Consider the following 20,143-nt stretch of genomic DNA (forward strand, 5'->3'; position numbering starts at 1 on the left):
GAGGGTTCGGCGCGTTGTTCGCAGCCGCTCCGACGTTTGGGATGAACCCCTGGTCCCGATCTCCGTGATCGGTCCCTGCTCCGATGCACCCCTCCACGGGCTTGCATCGGGTGTGTGCGCCGGCGTCGCCAAATGGTGGCTCCGGGAAGTCCCCTCCCCCGTTTCCGGCTGTCAGAATACGCCGAGGGCTGAGCATGTCGAGACTGATGCGGTGGTTGTACCGGTATCCCCTGTTGGCGGCAGGACTCACGGCGGCGCCGCTGGCGGCGCAAGCGCAAGCACAGGGTCCAGCAGTCATCACGGGTGTCGTGCGGAGCGAGTTTGGCGATCCGCTCGAAAACGCGAACGTGTACATCGTCGAACTGGCGATATCGATCGGCACCAATCCCGCCGGCCGGTACACGCTCACCATTCCGGCAGACCGCATCCGCGGTCAAGTCGTGCAACTGCGTGCACGCGCCATCGGATACAAGGCCGATGTCAAGCCGCTCACACTGCGCGCCGGCAATCAGACCTTCGATTGGTCCCTGCAAAAAGACGTCAATCGTCTGCAGGAAGTGGTGACGACGGGTGTGACCGGTGCCACGGAGCAGAAGAAGCTGGCGTTTTCGGTGGCGCAGGTGAGTGACAAGGACATGCCGGTGCCAGGCTCCAACCCCCTGTCACAGCTACAGGGTAAGGTGGCCGGTGCGAACATCGTGTCGGCTACCGGCAGACCGGGTTCGGCGCCCGCCATCATTCTGCGTGGCCCCCAGTCGATCAATGCCAGTGGTCGTGGACAGGATCCGCTGTACATCATCGACGGCGTGATCTCGCAGGGTGGTCTACAGGACATCAACCCGCAGGACATCGAGAATATCGAAGTCGTGAAGGGTGCCGCCGCGTCGTCGCTGTACGGATCGCGCGCTGGCAATGGCGTCATCCAGATCACCACGCGCTCCGGCAAGAATCAGTCGGAAGGTGTGCGCTTCCGGGCGCAGGTGGAGTACGGACAGTCGAATATCGAGAACGAGTACCAGTATCCGTCCACGCACTTCATGCTGATGGACGAAACGGCCTCGCGATTCTGCACGGTGGTGTCGGGTGCACAGGACTGCTCGCGTACCATCGACATCTATCAGGAAGCGTACCGCATCAACAATGACGCGGGCGACTTCTCGCTCTCACCGGCCACCATTGCGAATGATGCCGGCATCGCCAGAAATCCTGGCGCGATCCTGGCCCGTTCGCTGTTTCAGGTCAACGAGTTTCCGAAGGTGTACAACCCGATCAAGCAGTTCGTGACCAACGGCGAGACCATGAACACCACGCTGGATGCCACCGGCCGCGTGGGCCGCACGAACTTCTTCAGTTCCATCAACCAGCTCCGCCAGGAAGGCTCGGTGATGTTCATGTCGGGGTACACGCGCAATTCGATGCGCATGAACCTCGACCAGCAGTTGGGCAACAACGTCAATTTCTCACTGCGTTCGTCGTACTCCACCGCCAATGATTACAACTCCGGCGGCAACTTCTTCGGCCTGACGCGGCAGCCCGCCAACGCTGAACTGCTGCGGACCGATGCGAAGGGGCGCATCTTCATTCGCAGTGTGGCCCAGCAGCAGGGTGCGCAGAACGTCAACCCGGCTTATGGCGCGCAGAACTTCCGGCCGCTCAATCGCATCGACCGTTTCGTCGGTAATGCGGTGGCGCGGTGGACTCCGCTTTCCTGGCTCGATGCCGAGGCCAATTTCGGGTACGACAACCGCAGCAACTTTCAGGAATGGCAGCAGGACCGCGGTTATCGCACGTCCGCTCAGAGCGCCACCAACAACGGTGAGAACCGTCGTCTGGCCGGTCGTTCCTACTCCCTGAATGCGAGCGGCAATGTGTCGGCCCGTCGGAACTGGTTCGCCGACGCGCTCACGTCCCGTCTGACACTGCGTTACCTGTATGAAGCGCAGGACAACCGGGATTCCGAAGCTCGTGGCCAGAACTTGGCGGTGCCTGGCCTGTTCCGTCCGGATGCGGCGATCACGCCGACGCTGTACAACGGCACCACCGAGCAGGTGCGCCAGTTGGGTTTCTTCACGAACCTCGATCTCGACTACAAGGGGCGGTACATCTTCGGCGCCTTGATGCGTCGTGATGCCTCCTCGTTGTTTGGCGCGGCGGAACGCTGGAAGACCTACGGCCGTGGCTCACTGGCCTGGCGTTTGTCGGATGAACCGTGGTTCGGTTTCGACAACTCCATCTCCGATCTCAAGTTCCGTGTGTCGGTGGGGCAGGCCGGCAACCGCCCACAGTTTTCGGCGCAATACGAGACCTTCACGATCGGCGCTGGTGGTGCCCTGAGTCCCAATACCCTGGGCAACAAGAATCTGCGTCCGGAAGTCTCCACCGAGACCGAAATGGGCATGGATCTGGAGCTGTTCAGCCGGTACGGTCTGACGGTCACGAAGTCGCGCAACGTCATCGACGACCAGATCCTCAATCCGTTGCTCCCGGCTGCCGCCGGCTTTGCGCGGCAATGGGTGAATGCGGGTCAGCTCACGAACAACACGTGGGAAGTCTCGCTCAACATTCCGATCATCAGTTCGCGCGCCGTCGACTATTCGGCCCGCATCAACTATGATCGCACGCGTTCCGTGATCACCAAGCTGAACATCCCTGAATACTTCGAAAGTGCCAACAGTCAGCAAGGCACTGAGCAGATGTTCAAGATCGTGCAGGGTGGTAGCATGGGCCAGATTTATGGTCGTCGCTTTGTGAGCCAGTGCAGTGAGCTCCCTGCGGATTTCCAGTCGCGCTGCGGTGCAGGTCTCGACTATCAGCGCAACAGTGATGGCTTCGTCGTGTACGTTGGTCAGGGCAATACTCAGGCCGACGGCATCACGAAGAATCTGTGGATGACGCGTGTGCCTGCGGCCCAGGCGCCGTGGGCTGGTGGTACGACGGCGGATCCGCTCAACTGGGGCTTCCCCATCCTGGTGCGCGACGCATCGGGTAGTGTGCCGGTGCTTCCGGTCGGCAACGCGCTGCCGGACTATCGCTGGTCCCTGTCGCAGAACTTCCGCTACAAGCGCTTGACGGCCTTCGGCCTGCTCGATGCCACGGTCGGCAAGGACATCTTCAATATCGGTCGTCAGTGGTCGTTCGGTGACTTCATGCACAAGGACGCCGACCAGGCGGGCAAGTCAGTCGCCGACGCACGTCCGATGGGCTACTACTTCCGCGCCGTGTCCACGGGTGGCATCGGTGGCATGTACGACGTGCTTGGGCCGAACAACAACACCGTGGAAGACGCGAGCTTCGTGAAGATCCGTGAAGTCTCGCTGGGCTATCGCCTCGGCTCTGTGGGCGGATTCGGCAACTGGACGGTGTCGGTGATCGGCCGCAACCTGATGACCTTCTCCAAGTACAAGGGCTTCGATCCCGAAGTTGGCACCGCGGGTGGCGCACTGGGCTCGGGCGTGCTGAACGCCGTCGATGCCTTCGTGTTCCCGAATCTTCGCCAGTTCACGTTCTCACTCAGCACCAGCTTCTGATCCGCCGACCGGCCTGCATGGTGCCGCGCATGTGCGCGACCGTGTGGGCCGGGGCATCTCTTACGAGGATATTCGATGCGCAAGCATATCTCGACACTCGTGACGGGTGGAACGTTGCTGGGGCTCGCTGCCTGCGGCGACAATCTCGCTGTCACGAACTTGAACAACCCCGACGTCCAGCGTGCGTACTCCACGCCGGCCGGTATTGAAGGCGTCATCGCCGGCATTGGCGTGCAGGTCTTCAACGCCCAACGCGCGACGGAATCAGTCAACACGCAGGCTCGCATTCTTTCCGGCGAGAACATCGCGTCGGTGGCGAACTTCGGTATGGCTGCCCGCAGTGCCTTGCCCCGTTCCATCATCTCCAACGAGCTGGGCAACGACAACCAGGTTGGCAATATTGCCAACTTCAACACGTTCACCCGTCAGTCACGCTCCGCATCAAACGGTGTGGCGGCCGTGAATCGTCTGGTTGCCAGTGGCGGAACAATCGGCAGCACGGCCCAGAATGCCCGTGCCAAAGCCTTCGGATTCCTGATGCTGGGCCACGCGCTTGGCAATCTGGCGCTCGCGTACGATTCGGCAGCCATCGTGACACCAGCCACGCCATCTGAGGAAGTGCCTGGCTTGTCCGCGGCTCCAGCGGTCGGCGCGGCGTCCTTGGCCATGCTCGATTCGGCAATCGCGCAAGCGCGCCTCACGGTGACCGGCAGCAATGGCTTTCCGTTGCCCACCACGTGGCTCAATGGTCAGGCGCTTTCTGCTGACGGTTTCATCCGATATGCGCGTTCACTCAAGGCACGGTATCGGGCGGGAGTCGCGCGCACACCGGCGCAACGTGGTTCGGTGGCGTGGGCGGAAGTCATCGCGGATGCCACGAACGGCATCACCGCTGACTTCACGATCAACGTGGGCGGTGGTTCGGGTTGGACGGCGGCCTACGACATGACACAGATGTACGTGACGGGTGGATGGCACGCCGTGCCGTATTTCTACTACGGCATGGCCGATGTATCCGGCGCCTATGACGCGTGGTTGGCTGTAGACGTGGGTAGCCGCCGCGCCTTCACGGTGGTCACACCGGACAAGCGTTGGCCGGCCGGCGACACCCGTACCGCACAGCAGGCCGCTGGCCCGACCAACACGCTGCCCACGGGTGTGTACTTCCGCAACCGCCCCACGGGGGATGACGTGCCGCTGGTCGGTCCTGGTGACTCGCAGTACGACCATCGCCGCTACGGCGCTTCCAATCTGAACAACTCCACGGGGCCGTACACTGAGATGTCGAAGACGGAGATCGACATGTTGGCCGCGGAGGGCTACATCCGCACGGGCAACATCCCCGCTGCCGTGGCGCTCATCAATGTCACGCGCGTGAAGAACGGACTCGAAGCCATTCCGACGAACATCTCGGCCACGGCCCCGATTTCCACTTCTGCGAGCTGTGTGCCGCGCGTGCCGCAGGGGCCGAACTTCACCAGCACGGCCTGTGGTACGGTGCTCGAAGCCATGAAGTACGAGAAGCGCATGGAAACCGCGTATACCGGCTACATGATCTGGTTTGCCGACAATCGTGGTTGGGGTGACCTCGTGACCGGCACGGTGGTGGAGTGGCCGGTGCCATATCAGGAGATGCAGGTGCGCCAGCAGAAGTATTACAACGGCACCAATCGCTCCGTGCGCGGCACGTACGGCTTCTGATCGTGATGCCTCGTTTGTTGAGTGCGATCCCTGCTCGGAGTTTTGCCCGGCCGGTTATGGTGGCCGTGTGGTCGTGGACCTTGTTGCTCCAGATCGGCTGCTATTCACACGGGCCGATTCAGACCGCGCCACCCCCGGTGGCAGAACAGGTGGGCGTTGTACTCAACGATCGTGGCAGGGCACTGCTCGCTGATCGCGTCGGCCCGATCATCCAGCGCATCGAAGGGCGCCAGGTGAAACGGCAAAACGGTGAAGTGACGGTCGCCGTGTCCCAGGTGGTGGATCTTCGTGGCAACACCACCAAGTGGACCGGCGAAGAAGTCACGATTCCTGAAGACGCGATCATGGGCTATCAGCCGCGCAAGTTCTCGAAACTCAAGACCTTTCTGCTGGTCGGTGCCGTGGTGGCTGGCATCGCCGCGACGATCGCTGGTGCGTTGGACATCTTCGGCACGCCACGATCGGACCTGCCAGGCGATCCGCCATCACAGTCCTGAACTGATATGCATTCGTTCACGGCATCGACTCGCTCGCTTTCTGACGCTCAATCCCGGAGTGCAACCATGCGGTTTCTGCGATTCGCATTGCTCGGTGCAGCCCTCGGCCTGACGGCCGGGTGCAGTGAACCCAGCGATGATCCGACTTCACCCAACATTCCACCGCTGGCGTACGTGCGTTACATCAACGCCGTGCCAGACACGCTGAACACGACGGTTCGCTTCATCGATCAAACGGCGTATTCGCCAATGACGTTCGTCAACGTCCCGTTCCGCGGACTGGGTCAGGGTAACTATCAGCCGACCCAGGCAGGCGCTCGCAAGTTCCGGGTCTTCACCGCAGATGCCACGAACTTCACCACCGCAGGAAATACGCAAATCCTGGTCGATACCACGGTCACGTTCGAACAGGGGAAGTACTACACGCTGCTCCACATGGGGTACGCGCGGGCGGGATCGTCCCCGAAGCAGAGATTGGTGGTGATCACCGATGCGCTGCCCACACCGGGCGCGAACGTTGCACTTCGGACGATCAATGCCGCACTGGGAATGGGTGCGGTGGACGTCTACAAGCTGGCGACAGCGACGACGCCCATCTCCGGGTCTCCGCTCTTTCCCGCACTGGCAAGCGAGGCCGTATCGGCATATCAGGCCTTTACGCCGGGGGCCTTTGCAGCGCAGGTCGCGACGGCTGGCAGCACGACGGCGGTTGCAGCGGCACTCGCCCCCGCGGGTACCGCCGGCTCCAGCACCGCTGATCCCATCGGTGGTGCCACGGTGGCTGGATCGGTGATCACCGCTCTTGCCTTCCCCGCAACTCCGGCCAATTCCGCTGGTACGCGCTTCACGACCCCCGGCGTCGTGTACTTCATCGACAAGCACCCGCCGCGCACGACACCGAACCCGTAACAGCATACGGGTACCGCAACACATGGGGAGTTGGCTGAGGCCGGCTCCCCATTGTTATTTCAGACTGTCGCCCGGATCCAATCCGTGGCACTATTCAATGATCCGAGCGGCTTTCGCCCCCACTGCCGTGACATGGTGCCAATTCATTCGATCCAATCGCGGTTGGTCTGTCTTGCGGCATCCTGCGTGCTTCTGGGTGCCGGTAACGTCGATGCGCAGATCCTGCGCGGCACCGCGCGTACGCAGGGATCCGATCGACCCATCGAAAACGCACGCATTACCGCGCTGCTGACCGATGGGCGCGGTGTGGGCGCGACGACCACCGATGATCGCGGGCGCTTCCATCTCAGGGTGTCGTCCAGCGGAGCGCCTTTTGTCGTGACGGTGACGCGGTTGGGTATGCGGCCCACCACATCCAACAGCATCATGGCCGGAGAGCGGGACACGCTCGATGTCGACTTCAATGTGCATGAAGAGGGCATTGTCACGGATACGATGAAGGTGGTGGCGGCACCACGGCTCAACGAGATCCGACTTCAGGAAGCAAAGCGACGCGGCTGGAAGGTGTTTTCCCCCATCGAGATTGCCGAAACCCGCGAGCGCGTGAACTCCTTCGAGGATCTGCTGCGTTCGACGGGGTATCCGGGGCTGATCATTTCGCCGCGCCGCGACGATTGCATTCGGTCGACCCGGTTGAATCGCTGCATCACGGTCGTGGTGGATGGTGTCCCGCTGTCCGGCACCAATCCCCTGATCAATCCGCGCGACGTGTATTTCATGGCGGTGCTTTCACCAAGTCAGGCGCAACTGCAATTCGGTGAGCGGGCATTTTACGGTGCGCTGGTCGTGTACACCCGCGCCTATGGCGACAAGTACGAACGCGATCGTCACTGAACCCTGGCTGGAAACTGTCTGTGCCCGCGGCGCGGTTCAGGACAGTTGATCGACTACCAGTTGCAGTGACTGCGCGGTGGCGCCCAGTGAGTCCTGGACGACCGCGCGGGCGCGTCCGCCCGCAGTGATGCGTACCGCGGGCGTTGTGAGCCAGGCCTGCAGTGTGCGCTCGAGGAGCGCGCGGTCGCCCGATATGGCGCCTTCCGCAGCCAACAACAGCCCCGCTTCACGGCTCATGGAGTGCGCCGGGCCAAACAGCACCGGCGCACCAAACGCTGCCGGTTCGATCACGGAGTGCAATCCGGCCGAGTGAAAGCCGCCTCCTACGAACGTCATGTCGGCGAGCGCGTACAGGTCACCCAACACCCCGACTCGATCCACGACGATGACATCTGCCGTGGATACATCGACGGTGCCCTCTTCCACCTCACGCAAGGTTGCGCATTGTAGCGCTGCATTGCGGGTCCATGTCAGGATGGGCGTGAGGTGTGAGGTCGTGGGTTCGTGGGGGGCAATGATCAGGCGCGCGGCAGGATGTGCCCGACGCACCGCCTCCCACATCGGCAACAGCACCGCCTCGTCTGCCGGCCAGGTGGAGCCAGCCACCATGGTGGGGCGATCGCTGTGCAGGGCCGTGAGCAATGGTGACGCGCGGTCGACGCGCTGGGCACGTTGCCATACCTGATCGAATCGTGTGTCGCCGGTGATGTGCAGCGTGTCGGTGCGCACACCGAGCTCGATCAGTCGTTCACCATTGGCCTGATCGATCGCGCCAACGGCCGACAGCGCACGATAGGCATCCTGCGTCAGTGCGCGAGCCAGCGTACCACGTCGACCGGATCCGGGGGCCACGGTACCACTGAGCAGCACCACCGGAACCCCACGGGCGGCCGCGCGCTCCACGAGCACCGGCCAGATGTCGAGCTTGGAGAACACCAGCACCGACGGCGTGAGGGCCGTCAGCATACGATCGGCCGCGCTCGCGGTGTCGAAGGCCAGATAGTCGGCGAAGTCGGCACCGATGCTGGTCGCAAACGACGCGGCACTGGGCGAGAACCAGGAGTAGGCGAGCTGCACACCGGGATGCTGTTCGCGCAGGGCGTGGGCCACCGGGCGCGCCTGCAATCCTTCACCCACCGACGGCGCATGCATCCACACGAGCGGTCGACTCGGATCGCGATGCTGTTTCGCCTGACGTTCCCAACGCGCCAGCACGCCGCGGCGAGCGCGGAAGGTACGCAGCAGCTTGTTGGCCTGCGGCGCCGCACTGTCTGCGGTGGAGGCCGATGCGATCAGCGTGGCGAGGGCGCCGGCTCCGGCGTACAACGGGCGCAGCAGCGGATGCACGGAACGCGGTCCTTGTGAACGCGAATGCGCGGCGGCTAGCGCCCGGGGCCCGGAGGAGCGCCGGCGGCCTGCGCGGCGGTGCGCTGCTTGAATCGCACGAGCGCGGTGTCGATGGCCTTCGCAAAGTCCGGGTAGGGCAGGGCACCACGCAGCATGAACTCACCCACCACAAACGACGGCGTGGATTGCACATTCGCCTGACTGGCCTGGCGAATATCGGCCTCCACCAGCGAGCGTATCGCTGGCGATTGACGGCAGGCGTTGAACGCCGTCAGGTCCAGCGATTGCTCGCGCGCGATGCGCGTGAGCAAGGGTGACACATCGTTCATCGTGCGCACGGTGCCCTGTGCAGCAAACAACGCATTGGAGTACGGCCAGAACTTGCCCTGCGCACCCGCACACATGGCGGCTTCCGATTCCGCCCGGGCATGCGGATGAATCCCCTCGAGTGGCAGGTGCAGGTAGGCGAATCGGATCTTGCCCGTCTTGATGTAGTCGCGCTCCAGATTGGCCATCGACGAATCGTGCCAGCTCTTGCAGTAGGGGCACTGATAGTCGGAGATCATCACCACCCACATCGCGCCAGTGCCCATCAAACGTCCCGAGTCGGCGCGCAGGGTCAGTGCGGAATCGGTGCCCGTTGGTGTGAGACCGGTCGACGTGGTGGTTGGGCCAGCAGGGGCGCCGGCGTTGGCATTGGCCGCCGCAGTCTGGGCGGCGGGTGGCGCCTTGCCATCCTCGGTACGGGCCTGATTGCAGGCGCTGGTCACAAAAGACAACGTGCCGGCGAGTAGGGCCAACACGGTCAGGCGGCGGGTCGAGGGCATCCCTGAAGCCTAGCGGATTGGCCCTACTCCCGCACCGGGAGGGGCGTTTCAGGGTGGCCTGGCGTGGGTTCCCGGGATTCACCGTAGATCGATGCCCAATTGCCTGAACTTCTGACACCCGGACGGTGTCAGGGACGTATGGACGATATCTTCCCATGGTGATGAACTCTCTTCGCCGATCATTCGGCGCACTGACCTTGGTCGCGGCCCTGCTGGTGGCGTCGACCGGTCCGTTCGTGGCCACGGTGGCGGCGCAGGCGCCCAACACGGCACTGCCGCAGCCTGTCGGCTACGTCAACGACTTTGCCAGGGTGCTCGCCCCCGAGGCGTCGGGGCAGATCGAATCGCTGGCCCAGCGGGTCCATGCGGCGACGCGCGGTGACATGGTGGTGGTCACCCTGCCGGACCTCGGCGGGCGTCCGGTAGAAGAAGTGGCGCTGCGACTCGGCCGTGAATGGAAGGTCGGCTCCGACGCACAGGTGGGAGATGCCGCCCGCAATGCGGGTGTGATCATCCTGCTGGTGCCCAAGGAGACGTCCACCGATGGCCGCGGGTATTGCCGAGTCGAGACGGGCCAGGGCGCCGAAGGGTTCATCACCGACGCCACGGCGGGTGCGCTGTGTCGGTCGGTGACGCCGCTCTTCCAGGCGCGCGACTATTCGGGTGCGCTGGTGCAGCTCTCGGCGCAGGTGGCCGATCGGTATGCGCGGGCTTTTGGCGTTACGCTGGACGGGTTGCCGGAGCCACAACGGGCCCGTCGACGCACCAACGATGAGGACTCGCCGTTTGCCACCATCGTGCTCATCGTGATCATCGTGATTGTGGTGAGTTCGATGAATGGTCGGCGTCGCGGCTGCGTCGGGTGTATCCCGCTGCCAATCCCGGGTGGCCCCATGATGGGTGGGGGCGGGCATGGTAGCTGGGGCGGCGGTGGGTTTGGTGGCGGCGGTGGTGGTGGGTTCGGCGGGTTCGGTGGTGGTGGTGGCTTCAGCGGAGGTGGCGGTGGCTCGAACTGGTAAGGGGATGACGCTCGACGAGTTGGTGCAGCAGATCCGGCAGGTGCATGGCAATGCCCTGCAGGCTGTCGTGCTGTACGGATCGGCCGCCAGCGGCGAGGAGATCGCCGGACACTCCGACTTCAACGTCATGGTGCTGGCGGAGTCGTTGGCGCTGCCGCAGTTGCGCGCGCTGGGGCAGACCATGCGGGCCTGGCAAGAGGCGGGCAATCCTCCCGTACTCGAACTCACCACGCTCGAGTGGCGGGCGTCGGCCGACATCTTTCCGATGGAGTACGCCGATATCCTCGAGCGGCACCGGGTACTCACGGGTGTGCTGCCACTCGATGGCGTATCCGTGCGTCGCGCCGACCTGCGGCTGCAGGTGGAACAGGAGGCGATGGGCAAGCTGCTGCGCCTTCGCCGAGGGGTGATGGTGGCCGGCACCGACGCCGAACGCCAGCGTGATCTGCTGCGCCAGAGCGTGAGCACGCTGCTGGTGATCTTCCGTGCGGTGCTGCGCCTGGACGGCGAGGTGCCACCGAAGGATGCCCAGCAGGTGATCGATGCCGTGAGCACGCGCTGTGGCTTCGATCCCGAGCCGTATCAGCAGGCCGCTGCATTGCGCCGTGGTGTGGCCTTGGCCACGAAGGATGTCGAAGCGTTGCTCGAAGGCTACGTGGCCGGTATGACGACGCTTGTCCGTTATCTCGATGCGCTCGACGGGCGCTGACTCTATTTTTCCGCACGACCAACCCTGAGGAGCAATCCGATGACGACTTCGTTTCTGCATCTGACCCGTCGACGCGCGCTGCGTACCGTGGCGCGCATGGCCCTGGTGCTGCCGCTGGCGCTGTCCACGGGCGCCTGTGGTTACAACTCCATCCAGAGCTTCGATGAACAGGCCGCACAGGCCAAGCAGAACATCGATGCGCAGTTGCAGCGCCGCGCCGACCTGATCCCGAATCTCGTGAACACCGTGAAGGGGTTTGCGAAGCAGGAAGAGTCCGTGCTCACGCAGGTCACGCAGGCCCGGGCCGGATTGGTGGGTGCGCTGCAGAAGCCGGGCGGATCCGACCCGGCCGAATTGGCAAACGCCAATCAGCAGTTGACGGGCGCACTGGGCCGCCTGAGCATCGCGATCGAGGCGTATCCCGAACTCAAGTCGAACGCGAACTTCCTGCAGTTGCAGGATGAGTTGACCGGCACGGAGAATCGTATTGCCGTATCCCGCACGGACTACAACGGGGCGGTGCGGCAGTACAACGAGTACATCCGCAAGTTCCCGCAGGTGCTGACGGCCAAGGTCACGGGCGCCAAGCCACGCACCTACTTCGAAGTGACCGACGCGGCCTCGCGCGCGGCGCCGACCGTCGACTTCTCCAAGTAGGCACGAGCGGTGTGAAAATGAACGGCCCCCGGTTTGTCGCCGGGGGCCGTTTCCATTACATCCGGTTTTTTTCGTAGAGCAGATTGCGTGGTGCGATCTTCCATTCGTACCATCGTGACACCGGAATGCCGCCATTCACGGCGGGGTCACTGCGCTGACTTTTGATCTTGGCCCGGATTTTCATGCCAATGATGTCATTGCCATCATTGGTGGTGTCGGCATCGAGGCCATTGTAGGTGGCATGCTCTGAGCCCATGGTGAAGAGCAACCGGGCCTGGAACTCCTCCACCTGGTTGGCCATCACGGCGCTGACCGGTTGGCCGGCGGTATTGAGCTTCTCGGCGCGCATCAACTGCTTCTTCGAGATATCCCGCCAATACATGTAGATGTTCAGCTTCTGGATCGACGTGCCTGAGCGCATCAGCAGCAGACTGTCGAGTCCCGAAGGGCGGTTCGCGAGTGTCTTCACGTTCAGGAAGTTCACGCGGAACAATGTCGACGAGCGATTGGACACCGAAGTGAGCAGCAGCAAGCGACGGGTGGATCCAACCTGCAGCTTCACCAGATCGCCACTCACCAGCTCGTAGGTGCCGTTGACCTTCTGGAAGTCGATGCAGGTCGCACCGCACGTGCCGCCTGCCGGGTACGTGGGCAGCGTATCACCATCGTTGTAGATGGGGTACACGGCCGCTTCGTTCGGCAGAAACGGCACACTGAGCACGGAGACTGTGTCGCCGCGCGAGTCCATGGAGGCAAAGACGGGCGTGCTGGTCAGCGCGATCCCGGCTTCCTGAATATCACGCGCCAATGACAGGCCCACAAAACGGGCGTCGCGATCCACGGTCTCGCGTAGCGTCCAGTTGCGACGGGTTTTCCAGCTCTGCATGGAGAACTGCGTCGCACTGGCGATGACCACCATGGCGACGGTCATCGAGATGAGGATTTCGGCGAGTGTGAAGCCGCGGCGGGCAAGCATCCGTGCGCCAGTGCGCGCGCGCGGGATGCGTGATGAGCGAAGGGATTGCATCAGGCCTCTCCGGACAGACCGTTGCCGCGGAACATCAGCGTGGTGAGTGTGACCGGCTGCGAGGAGCGTGGGAAGTCCACCCGCACATCGATGCGAATGAGATTCTGCCGCAATTGCCGCACGGTCAGCGTACGCACGAAGGCGCCATCGGCCGATGTGATGCCCTCACTATTCAACCGCACGGCCGCTTCAGTTTCCAGGAGCCAGGGATCACGCGTGCGGACCTGCTCGACGTAGGCGCGCGCGATGGCGATGGCATTGGTGCGATTCTGCGCGATGGTCTGCAGCGTGATCGTCTGCGAGTTGGCACCAGCGAGCGACAGCAAACCAACGGTCAGCAGTACCACGGCCACGATCATGGAAATGAGCGTGAAGCCGCGACGGGCCCGCAGTCGAGCCATCGGTCCGACTGCGACCGCGGGGCGTCGCCGACGTTCAGTGGACGAGATCGAAGGGCGCATCATTTCCATCCTCCTTCCGGACTCCAGGTCCAGAATCGTGCGTTGCCGGAGGGCGCGACCGAAATGGCCACGACCGCTTTCGGCTCCAGGTCGGCCGTCATATAGACCACACCGGATGAGCCCATCGGTCGCACCAGACCGCGTGAATCGAATTCCACCCGCGAATTGGTGAACGTGACGGCCTGACTGGACGCATCATCGGGGATACCAGGAGCGGCACCACGCCCGAAGGAGATGCCCTTCGGCAGCGGACGTTCGCCGAACCCACGCAACGCCTGCCATTCCGCGGCGGACTGGGTCAGTGTGCCGTCGCCATCGTGATCGAGGTAGCCACCGTACTGTTTCGTGGTGGTGTTGAACGACACACGGACCAACAGGCGCGTCGACAACGAACGGGTACGCGCCACGTCGATGTCCTGGGCCATCTGCATACCGGCAAGCTGCAGCTCCGTACTGCGCGCAATACGGAAGCGCGGCGCCGCGATCGCCATCACGGCACCAACGATGGTGACGACAGCGATCAGTTCGAGGAGCGTGAAGCCCGCGCGGTGGCGGGACGAGTGTGCAGGCATGATTCAGGCCCTCAGTAGAGGGGACGGAAAGCGGTTTGCAAGACAGTGCCCACCGACGGGGTGCCGGGTGGCAATCGTTCAGGGAATCGGAAGTTCACGTCGAAGCTCCACTGGCGGGTGGGAGCGTCGTAGTAGGAGCCACCGCCGCCGGTGTTGTTCCACAAACCCGTCGAGTAGCGGCTCTGGAAGAGCGACACGAGTGAACCGGTATAGCGGAAGACGGAGGCGCCCCATGTTTCGAGGAAACGCGGGAAGTTCTCGAGACCTCCGCCGTAATTCGGCGATCCGCACCCGGCTCGCGCATAGTCACACGTGGTGGCCGAGTGTCCGGCGAGGAGGGCCGCGTTGACGGTACTCCCGCTCGACTGGCGTTTGCGGAAGTCGTACTGCAGTGTGTCGCACCAGCCACTGGTGGCGCCGCCCGTGCCGGTCTTGCACTTGGAACCATCGGCAATGGGGCTCCCGGGCAGCATACCGGGGTTGCCTGCTGGCGGATTCGACAGGAACGTGACGGCATCGCCCATGATGGCGGCGGGTCGCCAGACCTGTGTGTTGTAGTCACCAAGCACATACATCGGGCGATCCGTCACCATGGTGAGGCCACCGGTATCCGACGCGACGCGAGACTTGGGAAGTTGAGCGCCTCCCCGCAGTCGCACGGCCACATAGTCGTTGCCGACGTTGGTATTGGTGTTGTTGATCTCGAAGTAGATGATGCGTGGTGCGCGTGTGGACGGCGCCGAGTCGCTCCAGATGCGCAAGCTGTCCACGTACACATCGATCAGGTCGACCCGCAGGTCTTCACGGCCGTCGTAGAAGGCGTTGGGCTTTGGTTTGAAGATCTTGCGGCACATCGCGGCAGACGGCAGCGTCAGCCCACCGGCGCGCGTCTGGGCCATCAAGGTGCTGCACAGCGTGGTGGGCGTCGCGCTGGCGAGACTGGCGGCATTGATCTGGATGTACCAGTCCGCCTTCCAGGCCATCTTCACCTCCTGCACCATGGGATCGTCGCCGCCTGCTTTGGGCAACACCAGCGTCACCGGCGCGAGATTCTCCGGCAACGGCAGCTTGAGTGGGCGCACGCCATGCGCACTGGTCATCAGGCGCCCGTTGAACTTCTGCTCGGATCGGGTTTTGAATGCCGGACCGGACAGGCTGCGCGAATCGAAGTCCAGCTTCACGGCGGTGCCGGCGTTGTTGTTGATGTTCACGCCGTTCAAGCGGTTGTTGGCGTCCTTGCGATTCCAGAACGCGCTGTCAGGTGTGGTCAGGTTCGACTGGAACGTGACACTGTTCGACGACATGTAGAGGTTGCCGTTGGTGTGCACCCAACCGGCAAAATTCATGACTTGGCCAGGCAGGATCTCGAGGTCTTCTTCGTAGAACACACCAAACTGGAACAACGGGATGGTCTGCGCGTTCACCGACAGCACCGACATCGCGCGATTGCCGGAAGAGTCCTTGGCCGTTACGCGGATATCGATGGGCTGATTGAGCGAGTACAGACCCGCGAACGGTCCCGAGGTGATGGTGCGGGAGATCGGCGCGCCGGTGGTCTGCGTGGTCTGCGTGATGTCATAACCGGGAATCTCCGGTGTCTGGATCGAGGAAATATCCTCACCGTTGATGATCCCATCCTGCATCGCGGCGTCGAGCTGCGACATGATGTCGTCGGCACCGCCCTCCGAGGCATAGCTCACACGAGCGCCGCGATAGTCGGCGGTGGACGTGCGAGAGATCGTGGTCACCGCCGAAAGGCCGGCCAGCACGATCACGGAAAACATCACGAGCACGAGGAGTACCATCTCCAACGCAAATCCGCGGCGTGCACGGACGGCACGGCGCGACGGGGTCAGCGGCGAGAGGGCTTGGCGATTCGACAGACAGGGCATGACAGCGTTCTCCGGTGGTGGCTGCACACCACGAGAACGATTATGGCCGCCCGTTGCAACGCTGATTCTGTCCTGCCACTCGCACGACGAAACAGTGGCCTATCACAATGTCATACTGCTCCGTCACATCCTGCGCATCGGGTGCCGGCATGTGACGTCCGGGCGACTGACCCGGACGGCGAGGCGATCAGGAAGCGATCAGGAAGTGATCAAGAGGCGGTCGGTTGCGGCTGCGGTCTGGGGAACAACGGATCCCCCTTCCTGACCTGCCACGCCGATACGTCGAGTGACTCGAGTTGGTCAAAACGTTGCGCGGAGACCTCGCCTGGCGCACCCAGCATGCGCCACAGTTGCGCGGACTTCTCCGGCATGAACGGCACCAGCAGCACCGTCTGTCGTGCGATGCGACGAATCAACGACGCGAGGATGACTTCGAGCTCGGCACGACGGGATTCATCCTTCGCGACGGTCCACGGCGCCGTGGCGGCCGTGAATTCGTTGGCTCGCGCCGTCAGACGCCCAACGGCGGCCAGCCCCTCGTGCAACTGCCATCCGTTTTCGCCGTGCATGGCGCGGTGGTACTCCGCGATCTCCTCCGCGTCCCCCTGCTCGGCTTCCGGCATCGCCGCCGTGGGCACCACACCGTCGAAATACTTCTCCACCATGGCCATCGCCCGACTCGCGAGATTGCCGAACGCATTGGCGAGATCGGCCGTGTAGCGTTCTTCGAAGCGTTCCCAGGAAAAGTTGCCATCGCCATCGAACGGCACCTCTCGCAGCAACACATAGCGGAAGGCGTCGACGCCGAAGCGATCGATGGCTTCACCCAGGTCGAGCTTCACGCCCGCACTCTTGGAGAAGCGCTCTCCACCGAGTTGCACGAAACCATGGGCCCACACCTGCTTGGGCAGCGGCAATCCTGCCGCCTGCAGCATGGCTGGCCAGATCACCACGTGAAAGCGCGTGATGTCCTTGCCGATGATGTGCAAATCGGCGGGCCAGCGCTGGTCGTATCCCTCGTCGGGAAAGCCGGTGGCCGTGAGATAGTTTGGCAGGGCATCGAACCACACATACGTGCCCTGCGTCTCCCCATTGGACAACACCAGTGGGAACGGCACCGCCCAGTCCAGGCGCGCGCGGGAGGCGGAAATGTCTTCGAGTCCCTGCGCGAGCAGCCCGAGAATCTCGTTGCGCCGGCTCGAGGGCTCGATGAAAGACGGGTTGGATGCGAGCAGATCCTGCAGGAATCCCTGATACTTCGACAGACGGAAGAACCAGTTGCGTTCTTCGACTTCTTCGAGCGTGCGCGTCGGGTGCAGCACACACTTGCCGTCGACGATGTCGGCATCCTGCTTGAACGATTCACACCCCACGCAATACATGCCCGTGTACGACCGCTCGTAGAAGTCATCCGGGTTGCGTTCGGCAATACGGCGGATGAGCGTCTGCACACCGAGCTTGTGATGCGCTTCGGTGGTGCGAATGAACTGATCGTAGGAGATGCCAAGGCGGGACCACATCCCCTGAAAGCGGGCGGCAATGGTGTCGGTGAACGCCTGCGGGGCGACACCCTCCTTGGCGGCGGTCTGCTGGACCTTCTGACCGTGTTCGTCCATGCCGATGAGCAGATGGACGTCATCGCCACAGAGGCGGCGATATCGGGCGATGACATCGGCGCCGATTTTTTCGAGGGCATGGCCAAGGTGCGGGTCACCGTTGGCGTAGTCGATGGCGGTCGTCAGGTAGAAGCGAGACATGCCCCAAACCTAATCGTCGCTATCCTCGCCGTCGTCATCGGCATCATCCGAACCGGCATCGGGACCCTCAACACCATCGGTTTCCGACCGCCGCCGTTCTTCGGCGGCACGCAGACGCCGGCCGCCTCGACGCCCACGGCGACGCTTGCGCTTCGGCCCTTCGGCGGACGCTTCCGGTGCCGTGCCGTCGATGAGGGGCTCGCTCTCGCCATCGGCCATCGCGTCTTCGATCGCGTCTTCGCGAACGGCCTCCCCCGGAGAAGCGGCGGTCTCCCGGAGGTTCGTGGCCACCGGCGCGAGGCTGGGGCTGGGCTCGGACGCTGCCGGCTCGGGAGCACGCGACTCGGGCGGACGGCGATCGGCCACTGCGCGCTGGCTGAAATCCGGCGAGGTGAGCAGGACCGTCTCGAACTCCTGCGTATCCAGCATGGAGGCCGTGGCCGCGTCCAGCATGCCACCGGACAGCGGCGACGGATGCTCCATGGTCGTGGAGAGCGTGGCCGCATCATAGCCATCGACTTCCGCACGCAGTTCCTCGAGCGACAAGATGCGAGAGTCACCTTCGGAGGTGCGTAGCGTCACCCGCTCATGGAAGATGTCGCAGGATATCACCTTCTCCTCGCCGCGTGACGTGACGAGGATCTTGCCTTCCTTGGGGAATTTGCGGCGGCTCAGCACGTAAAACTCGTGCTCATACCGCAGGCAGCACATGAGGCGACCACACGCCCCCGAAATCTGCTGCGGATTGAGCGACAGACGCTGATCCTTGGCGACTCCCAGATTGACCGGCCGCAGATCGGGGAGCCACGACGACGAGCAGTACTCGCGCCCACACCGTCCGACTCCGGACAGCCGCTTGGCTTCATCGCGCACACCGATCTGCTTGAGCTCGATGCGGGTCTTGAACATCGACGCGAGATCGCGCACCAACGCCCGGAAATCCACCCGACGTTCGGCGGTGAAGTAGATCGTCAGCTTCCGACGATCCCACTGCCATTCCGCGTCGGTGAGCTTCATCACGAGGTTGTTGGCCTTCACGCGCTCCATGGCGGCGCGACGGGCCTGCTCGTTTTCGGCGGTCAGCGACCGGTCCAGGATCTCTTCTTCGCGCGACGCCAGGCGCAGGGCGCGACGCGGCGGGGGGGCAGAGCCACAGCCATGCGCACAACCGCGGCAGCGGATGTCGGCCAGCTCACCGGTGGAATGCACACGACCGAAGTCCTCTCCCCGGTCGGCATCGACGATCACCGCCGCCTTGAGCGGTGGGGGCGTCTCGCCGTCCCAGGAGAAAAACTCCTTTCGGTTTCCGCGGAATGCGACTTCGATGAGATGAGCCACAGATGGTGCTACCGCGCGCGGTGCGCTGTGTTCACTCAGTGAACTGTCCCATCCGCAGGAACTTCTCGCGGCGCCGGCGAACAAGTTTGTCCGGCTTGAGGCGACGCAGCTCCTCGAGATTGCGGGTGAGGGTTTCGCGGAGTGCACGCGCCGTGGCGGCATGGTCCGCGTGGGCGCCGCCAACGGGCTCCTGGATCACTTCATCGATCACCCGGAGTTCGACGAGGTCGGCCGCCGTGACCCGCAGCGCGGTGGCGGCCTTCTCACGCATCTCCTGACTCTTGCCGTCCTTCCAGAGAATCGCGGCACAGCCTTCGACGGAAATGGTGGAATAGACCGAATTCTCGAACATGAGCACGCGGTCGGCCACACCGAGTGCCAGCGCGCCACCCGAGCCACCTTCACCAATGATGGTCGCGATGATGGGCACCTGGAGCTGGCTCATCTCCAGCAGGTTGCGTGCGATGGCTTCACTCTGGCCACGTTCTTCCGCACCGAGGCCGGGCCACGCACCCGGTGTATCGATGAAGGTCAACACGGGCACCTGGAACTTCTCGGCCAGCTTCATCAGGCGGAGCGCCTTGCGATATCCCTCGGGGTGCGGCATCCCGAAGTTGCGCTTGAGGTTTTCCTTGGTGTCACGGCCACGCTCATGACCGATGAGCATGACCGTCTCACCTTCCAGGCGCGCCCAGCCGGCCATGATCGCCGCATCTTCGCGGAAGAGGCGATCGCCGTGCAGCTCGATGAAATCGGAAAACGCGTGCTTGATGTAGTCCGATGTGAATGGCCGGCGCGACATACGCGCCACCTGCACCCGCTGCAACGGGGAAAGGTTCTGGTAGATCTGAATGCGCAGATCACCCAGCTTCTTCTGCAGCGGCGCCAACTCCTCCGCCACATCGAGTGAGCGGTCAGCGGCGAGTCGCTTCAGCTCCTCGATCTGCTTTTCGAGATCCGCAATGGGACGCTCGAACTCGAGAACCGGGGCAGCAGCCATAATCGTCCT

17 protein-coding genes are annotated in these 20,143 nt (G+C 63.3%); 8 read left to right on the top strand and 9 right to left on the bottom strand.

Translation table 11 applies throughout. The annotated features are described in order from the left end of the window. Positions 1-194: 194 nt before the first annotated feature. The 5 genes from GAU_RS03690 (at position 195) to GAU_RS03710 (ending at position 7,528) form a co-directional block, all read left to right on the top strand. Positions 195-3,527, top strand: a complete 3,333-nt coding sequence (locus GAU_RS03690; RefSeq protein WP_012682209.1) for a SusC/RagA family TonB-linked outer membrane protein — start codon at positions 195-197, stop codon at positions 3,525-3,527. A 75-nt stretch (positions 3,528-3,602) separates the two neighbouring features. Next, on the top strand, positions 3,603-5,228 hold the full coding sequence (locus GAU_RS03695; protein ID WP_012682210.1) for a RagB/SusD family nutrient uptake outer membrane protein: 1,626 nt from the start codon (positions 3,603-3,605) through the stop codon (positions 5,226-5,228). A gap of 2 nt (positions 5,229-5,230) precedes the next feature. Next, positions 5,231-5,725, top strand: coding sequence for a hypothetical protein (locus tag GAU_RS03700; protein WP_156798889.1), 495 nt, complete (start codon positions 5,231-5,233; stop codon positions 5,723-5,725). A 66-nt stretch (positions 5,726-5,791) separates the two neighbouring features. After that, entirely contained in the window at positions 5,792-6,634 is an 843-nt protein-coding gene (locus tag GAU_RS03705) for a DUF4397 domain-containing protein (RefSeq protein ID WP_041265225.1), read from the top strand. A gap of 186 nt (positions 6,635-6,820) precedes the next feature. After that, on the top strand, positions 6,821-7,528 hold the full coding sequence (locus GAU_RS03710) for a carboxypeptidase-like regulatory domain-containing protein (protein ID WP_012682213.1): 708 nt from the start codon (positions 6,821-6,823) through the stop codon (positions 7,526-7,528). 36 nt (positions 7,529-7,564) lie between these two features. Here GAU_RS03710 and GAU_RS03715 read toward each other — a convergent pair whose 3' ends face one another. Further along, positions 7,565-8,875, bottom strand: a complete 1,311-nt coding sequence (locus tag GAU_RS03715) for a 3-deoxy-D-manno-octulosonic acid transferase (RefSeq protein WP_012682214.1) — start codon at positions 8,873-8,875, stop codon at positions 7,565-7,567. 35 nt (positions 8,876-8,910) lie between these two features. Continuing rightward, positions 8,911-9,702, bottom strand: coding sequence for a DsbA family protein (locus GAU_RS20365; RefSeq protein ID WP_012682215.1), 792 nt, complete (start codon positions 9,700-9,702; stop codon positions 8,911-8,913). A 161-nt stretch (positions 9,703-9,863) separates the two neighbouring features. Here GAU_RS20365 and GAU_RS22585 point away from each other — a divergent pair, with 161 nt between their 5' ends. The 3 genes from GAU_RS22585 to GAU_RS03735 are packed head-to-tail and all read left to right on the top strand — an operon-like array spanning position 9,864 to position 12,087. Continuing rightward, positions 9,864-10,721: a TPM domain-containing protein gene (locus GAU_RS22585; RefSeq protein ID WP_012682216.1), complete on the top strand. Its 858-nt coding sequence runs from the start codon at positions 9,864-9,866 to the stop codon at positions 10,719-10,721. After that, positions 10,705-11,430, top strand: coding sequence for a nucleotidyltransferase domain-containing protein (locus GAU_RS03730; protein ID WP_156798890.1), 726 nt, complete (start codon positions 10,705-10,707; stop codon positions 11,428-11,430). The genes GAU_RS22585 and GAU_RS03730 overlap by 17 nt, the downstream gene beginning before the upstream one ends. A gap of 39 nt (positions 11,431-11,469) precedes the next feature. Then, a complete protein-coding gene (locus tag GAU_RS03735; protein ID WP_012682218.1) occupies positions 11,470-12,087 on the top strand; it encodes a LemA family protein in 618 nt (205 codons plus the stop codon). A gap of 55 nt (positions 12,088-12,142) precedes the next feature. Here the strand turns inward: GAU_RS03735 and GAU_RS03740 are convergent, their stop codons facing one another. The 7 genes from GAU_RS03740 to GAU_RS03770 form a co-directional block, all read right to left on the bottom strand. Next, positions 12,143-13,114, bottom strand: a complete 972-nt coding sequence (locus tag GAU_RS03740; protein ID WP_156798891.1) for a PilW family protein — start codon at positions 13,112-13,114, stop codon at positions 12,143-12,145. Beyond that, positions 13,114-13,515 carry a type IV pilus modification PilV family protein gene (locus GAU_RS03745; RefSeq protein ID WP_012682220.1) on the bottom strand — a complete coding sequence of 134 codons (402 nt, stop codon included), beginning with the start codon at positions 13,513-13,515 and terminating at the stop codon, positions 13,114-13,116. The genes GAU_RS03740 and GAU_RS03745 overlap by 1 nt, the downstream gene beginning before the upstream one ends. Before the next feature lie 59 nt (positions 13,516-13,574). Then, complete coding sequence (locus tag GAU_RS03750) at positions 13,575-14,147, bottom strand: pilus assembly FimT family protein (protein WP_012682221.1); 573 nt, start codon at positions 14,145-14,147, stop codon at positions 13,575-13,577. 11 nt (positions 14,148-14,158) lie between these two features. Next, entirely contained in the window at positions 14,159-16,039 is a 1,881-nt protein-coding gene (locus GAU_RS03755; RefSeq protein WP_041265229.1) for a hypothetical protein, read from the bottom strand. Positions 16,040-16,248: 209 nt separating this feature from the next. Beyond that, a complete protein-coding gene (gene metG / locus GAU_RS03760) occupies positions 16,249-17,796 on the bottom strand; it encodes a methionine--tRNA ligase (RefSeq protein WP_012682223.1) in 1,548 nt (515 codons plus the stop codon). Between the two features lie 9 nt (positions 17,797-17,805). Beyond that, complete coding sequence (locus GAU_RS20370) at positions 17,806-19,134, bottom strand: PSP1 domain-containing protein (RefSeq protein ID WP_012682224.1); 1,329 nt, start codon at positions 19,132-19,134, stop codon at positions 17,806-17,808. Positions 19,135-19,165: 31 nt separating this feature from the next. Then, positions 19,166-20,134, bottom strand: a complete 969-nt coding sequence (locus GAU_RS03770) for an acetyl-CoA carboxylase carboxyltransferase subunit alpha (RefSeq protein ID WP_012682225.1) — start codon at positions 20,132-20,134, stop codon at positions 19,166-19,168. Positions 20,135-20,143 lie beyond the last annotated feature (9 nt).

Source organism: Gemmatimonas aurantiaca T-27 (genome assembly GCF_000010305.1).
In the GTDB taxonomy this organism is placed as follows: domain Bacteria; phylum Gemmatimonadota; class Gemmatimonadetes; order Gemmatimonadales; family Gemmatimonadaceae; genus Gemmatimonas; species Gemmatimonas aurantiaca.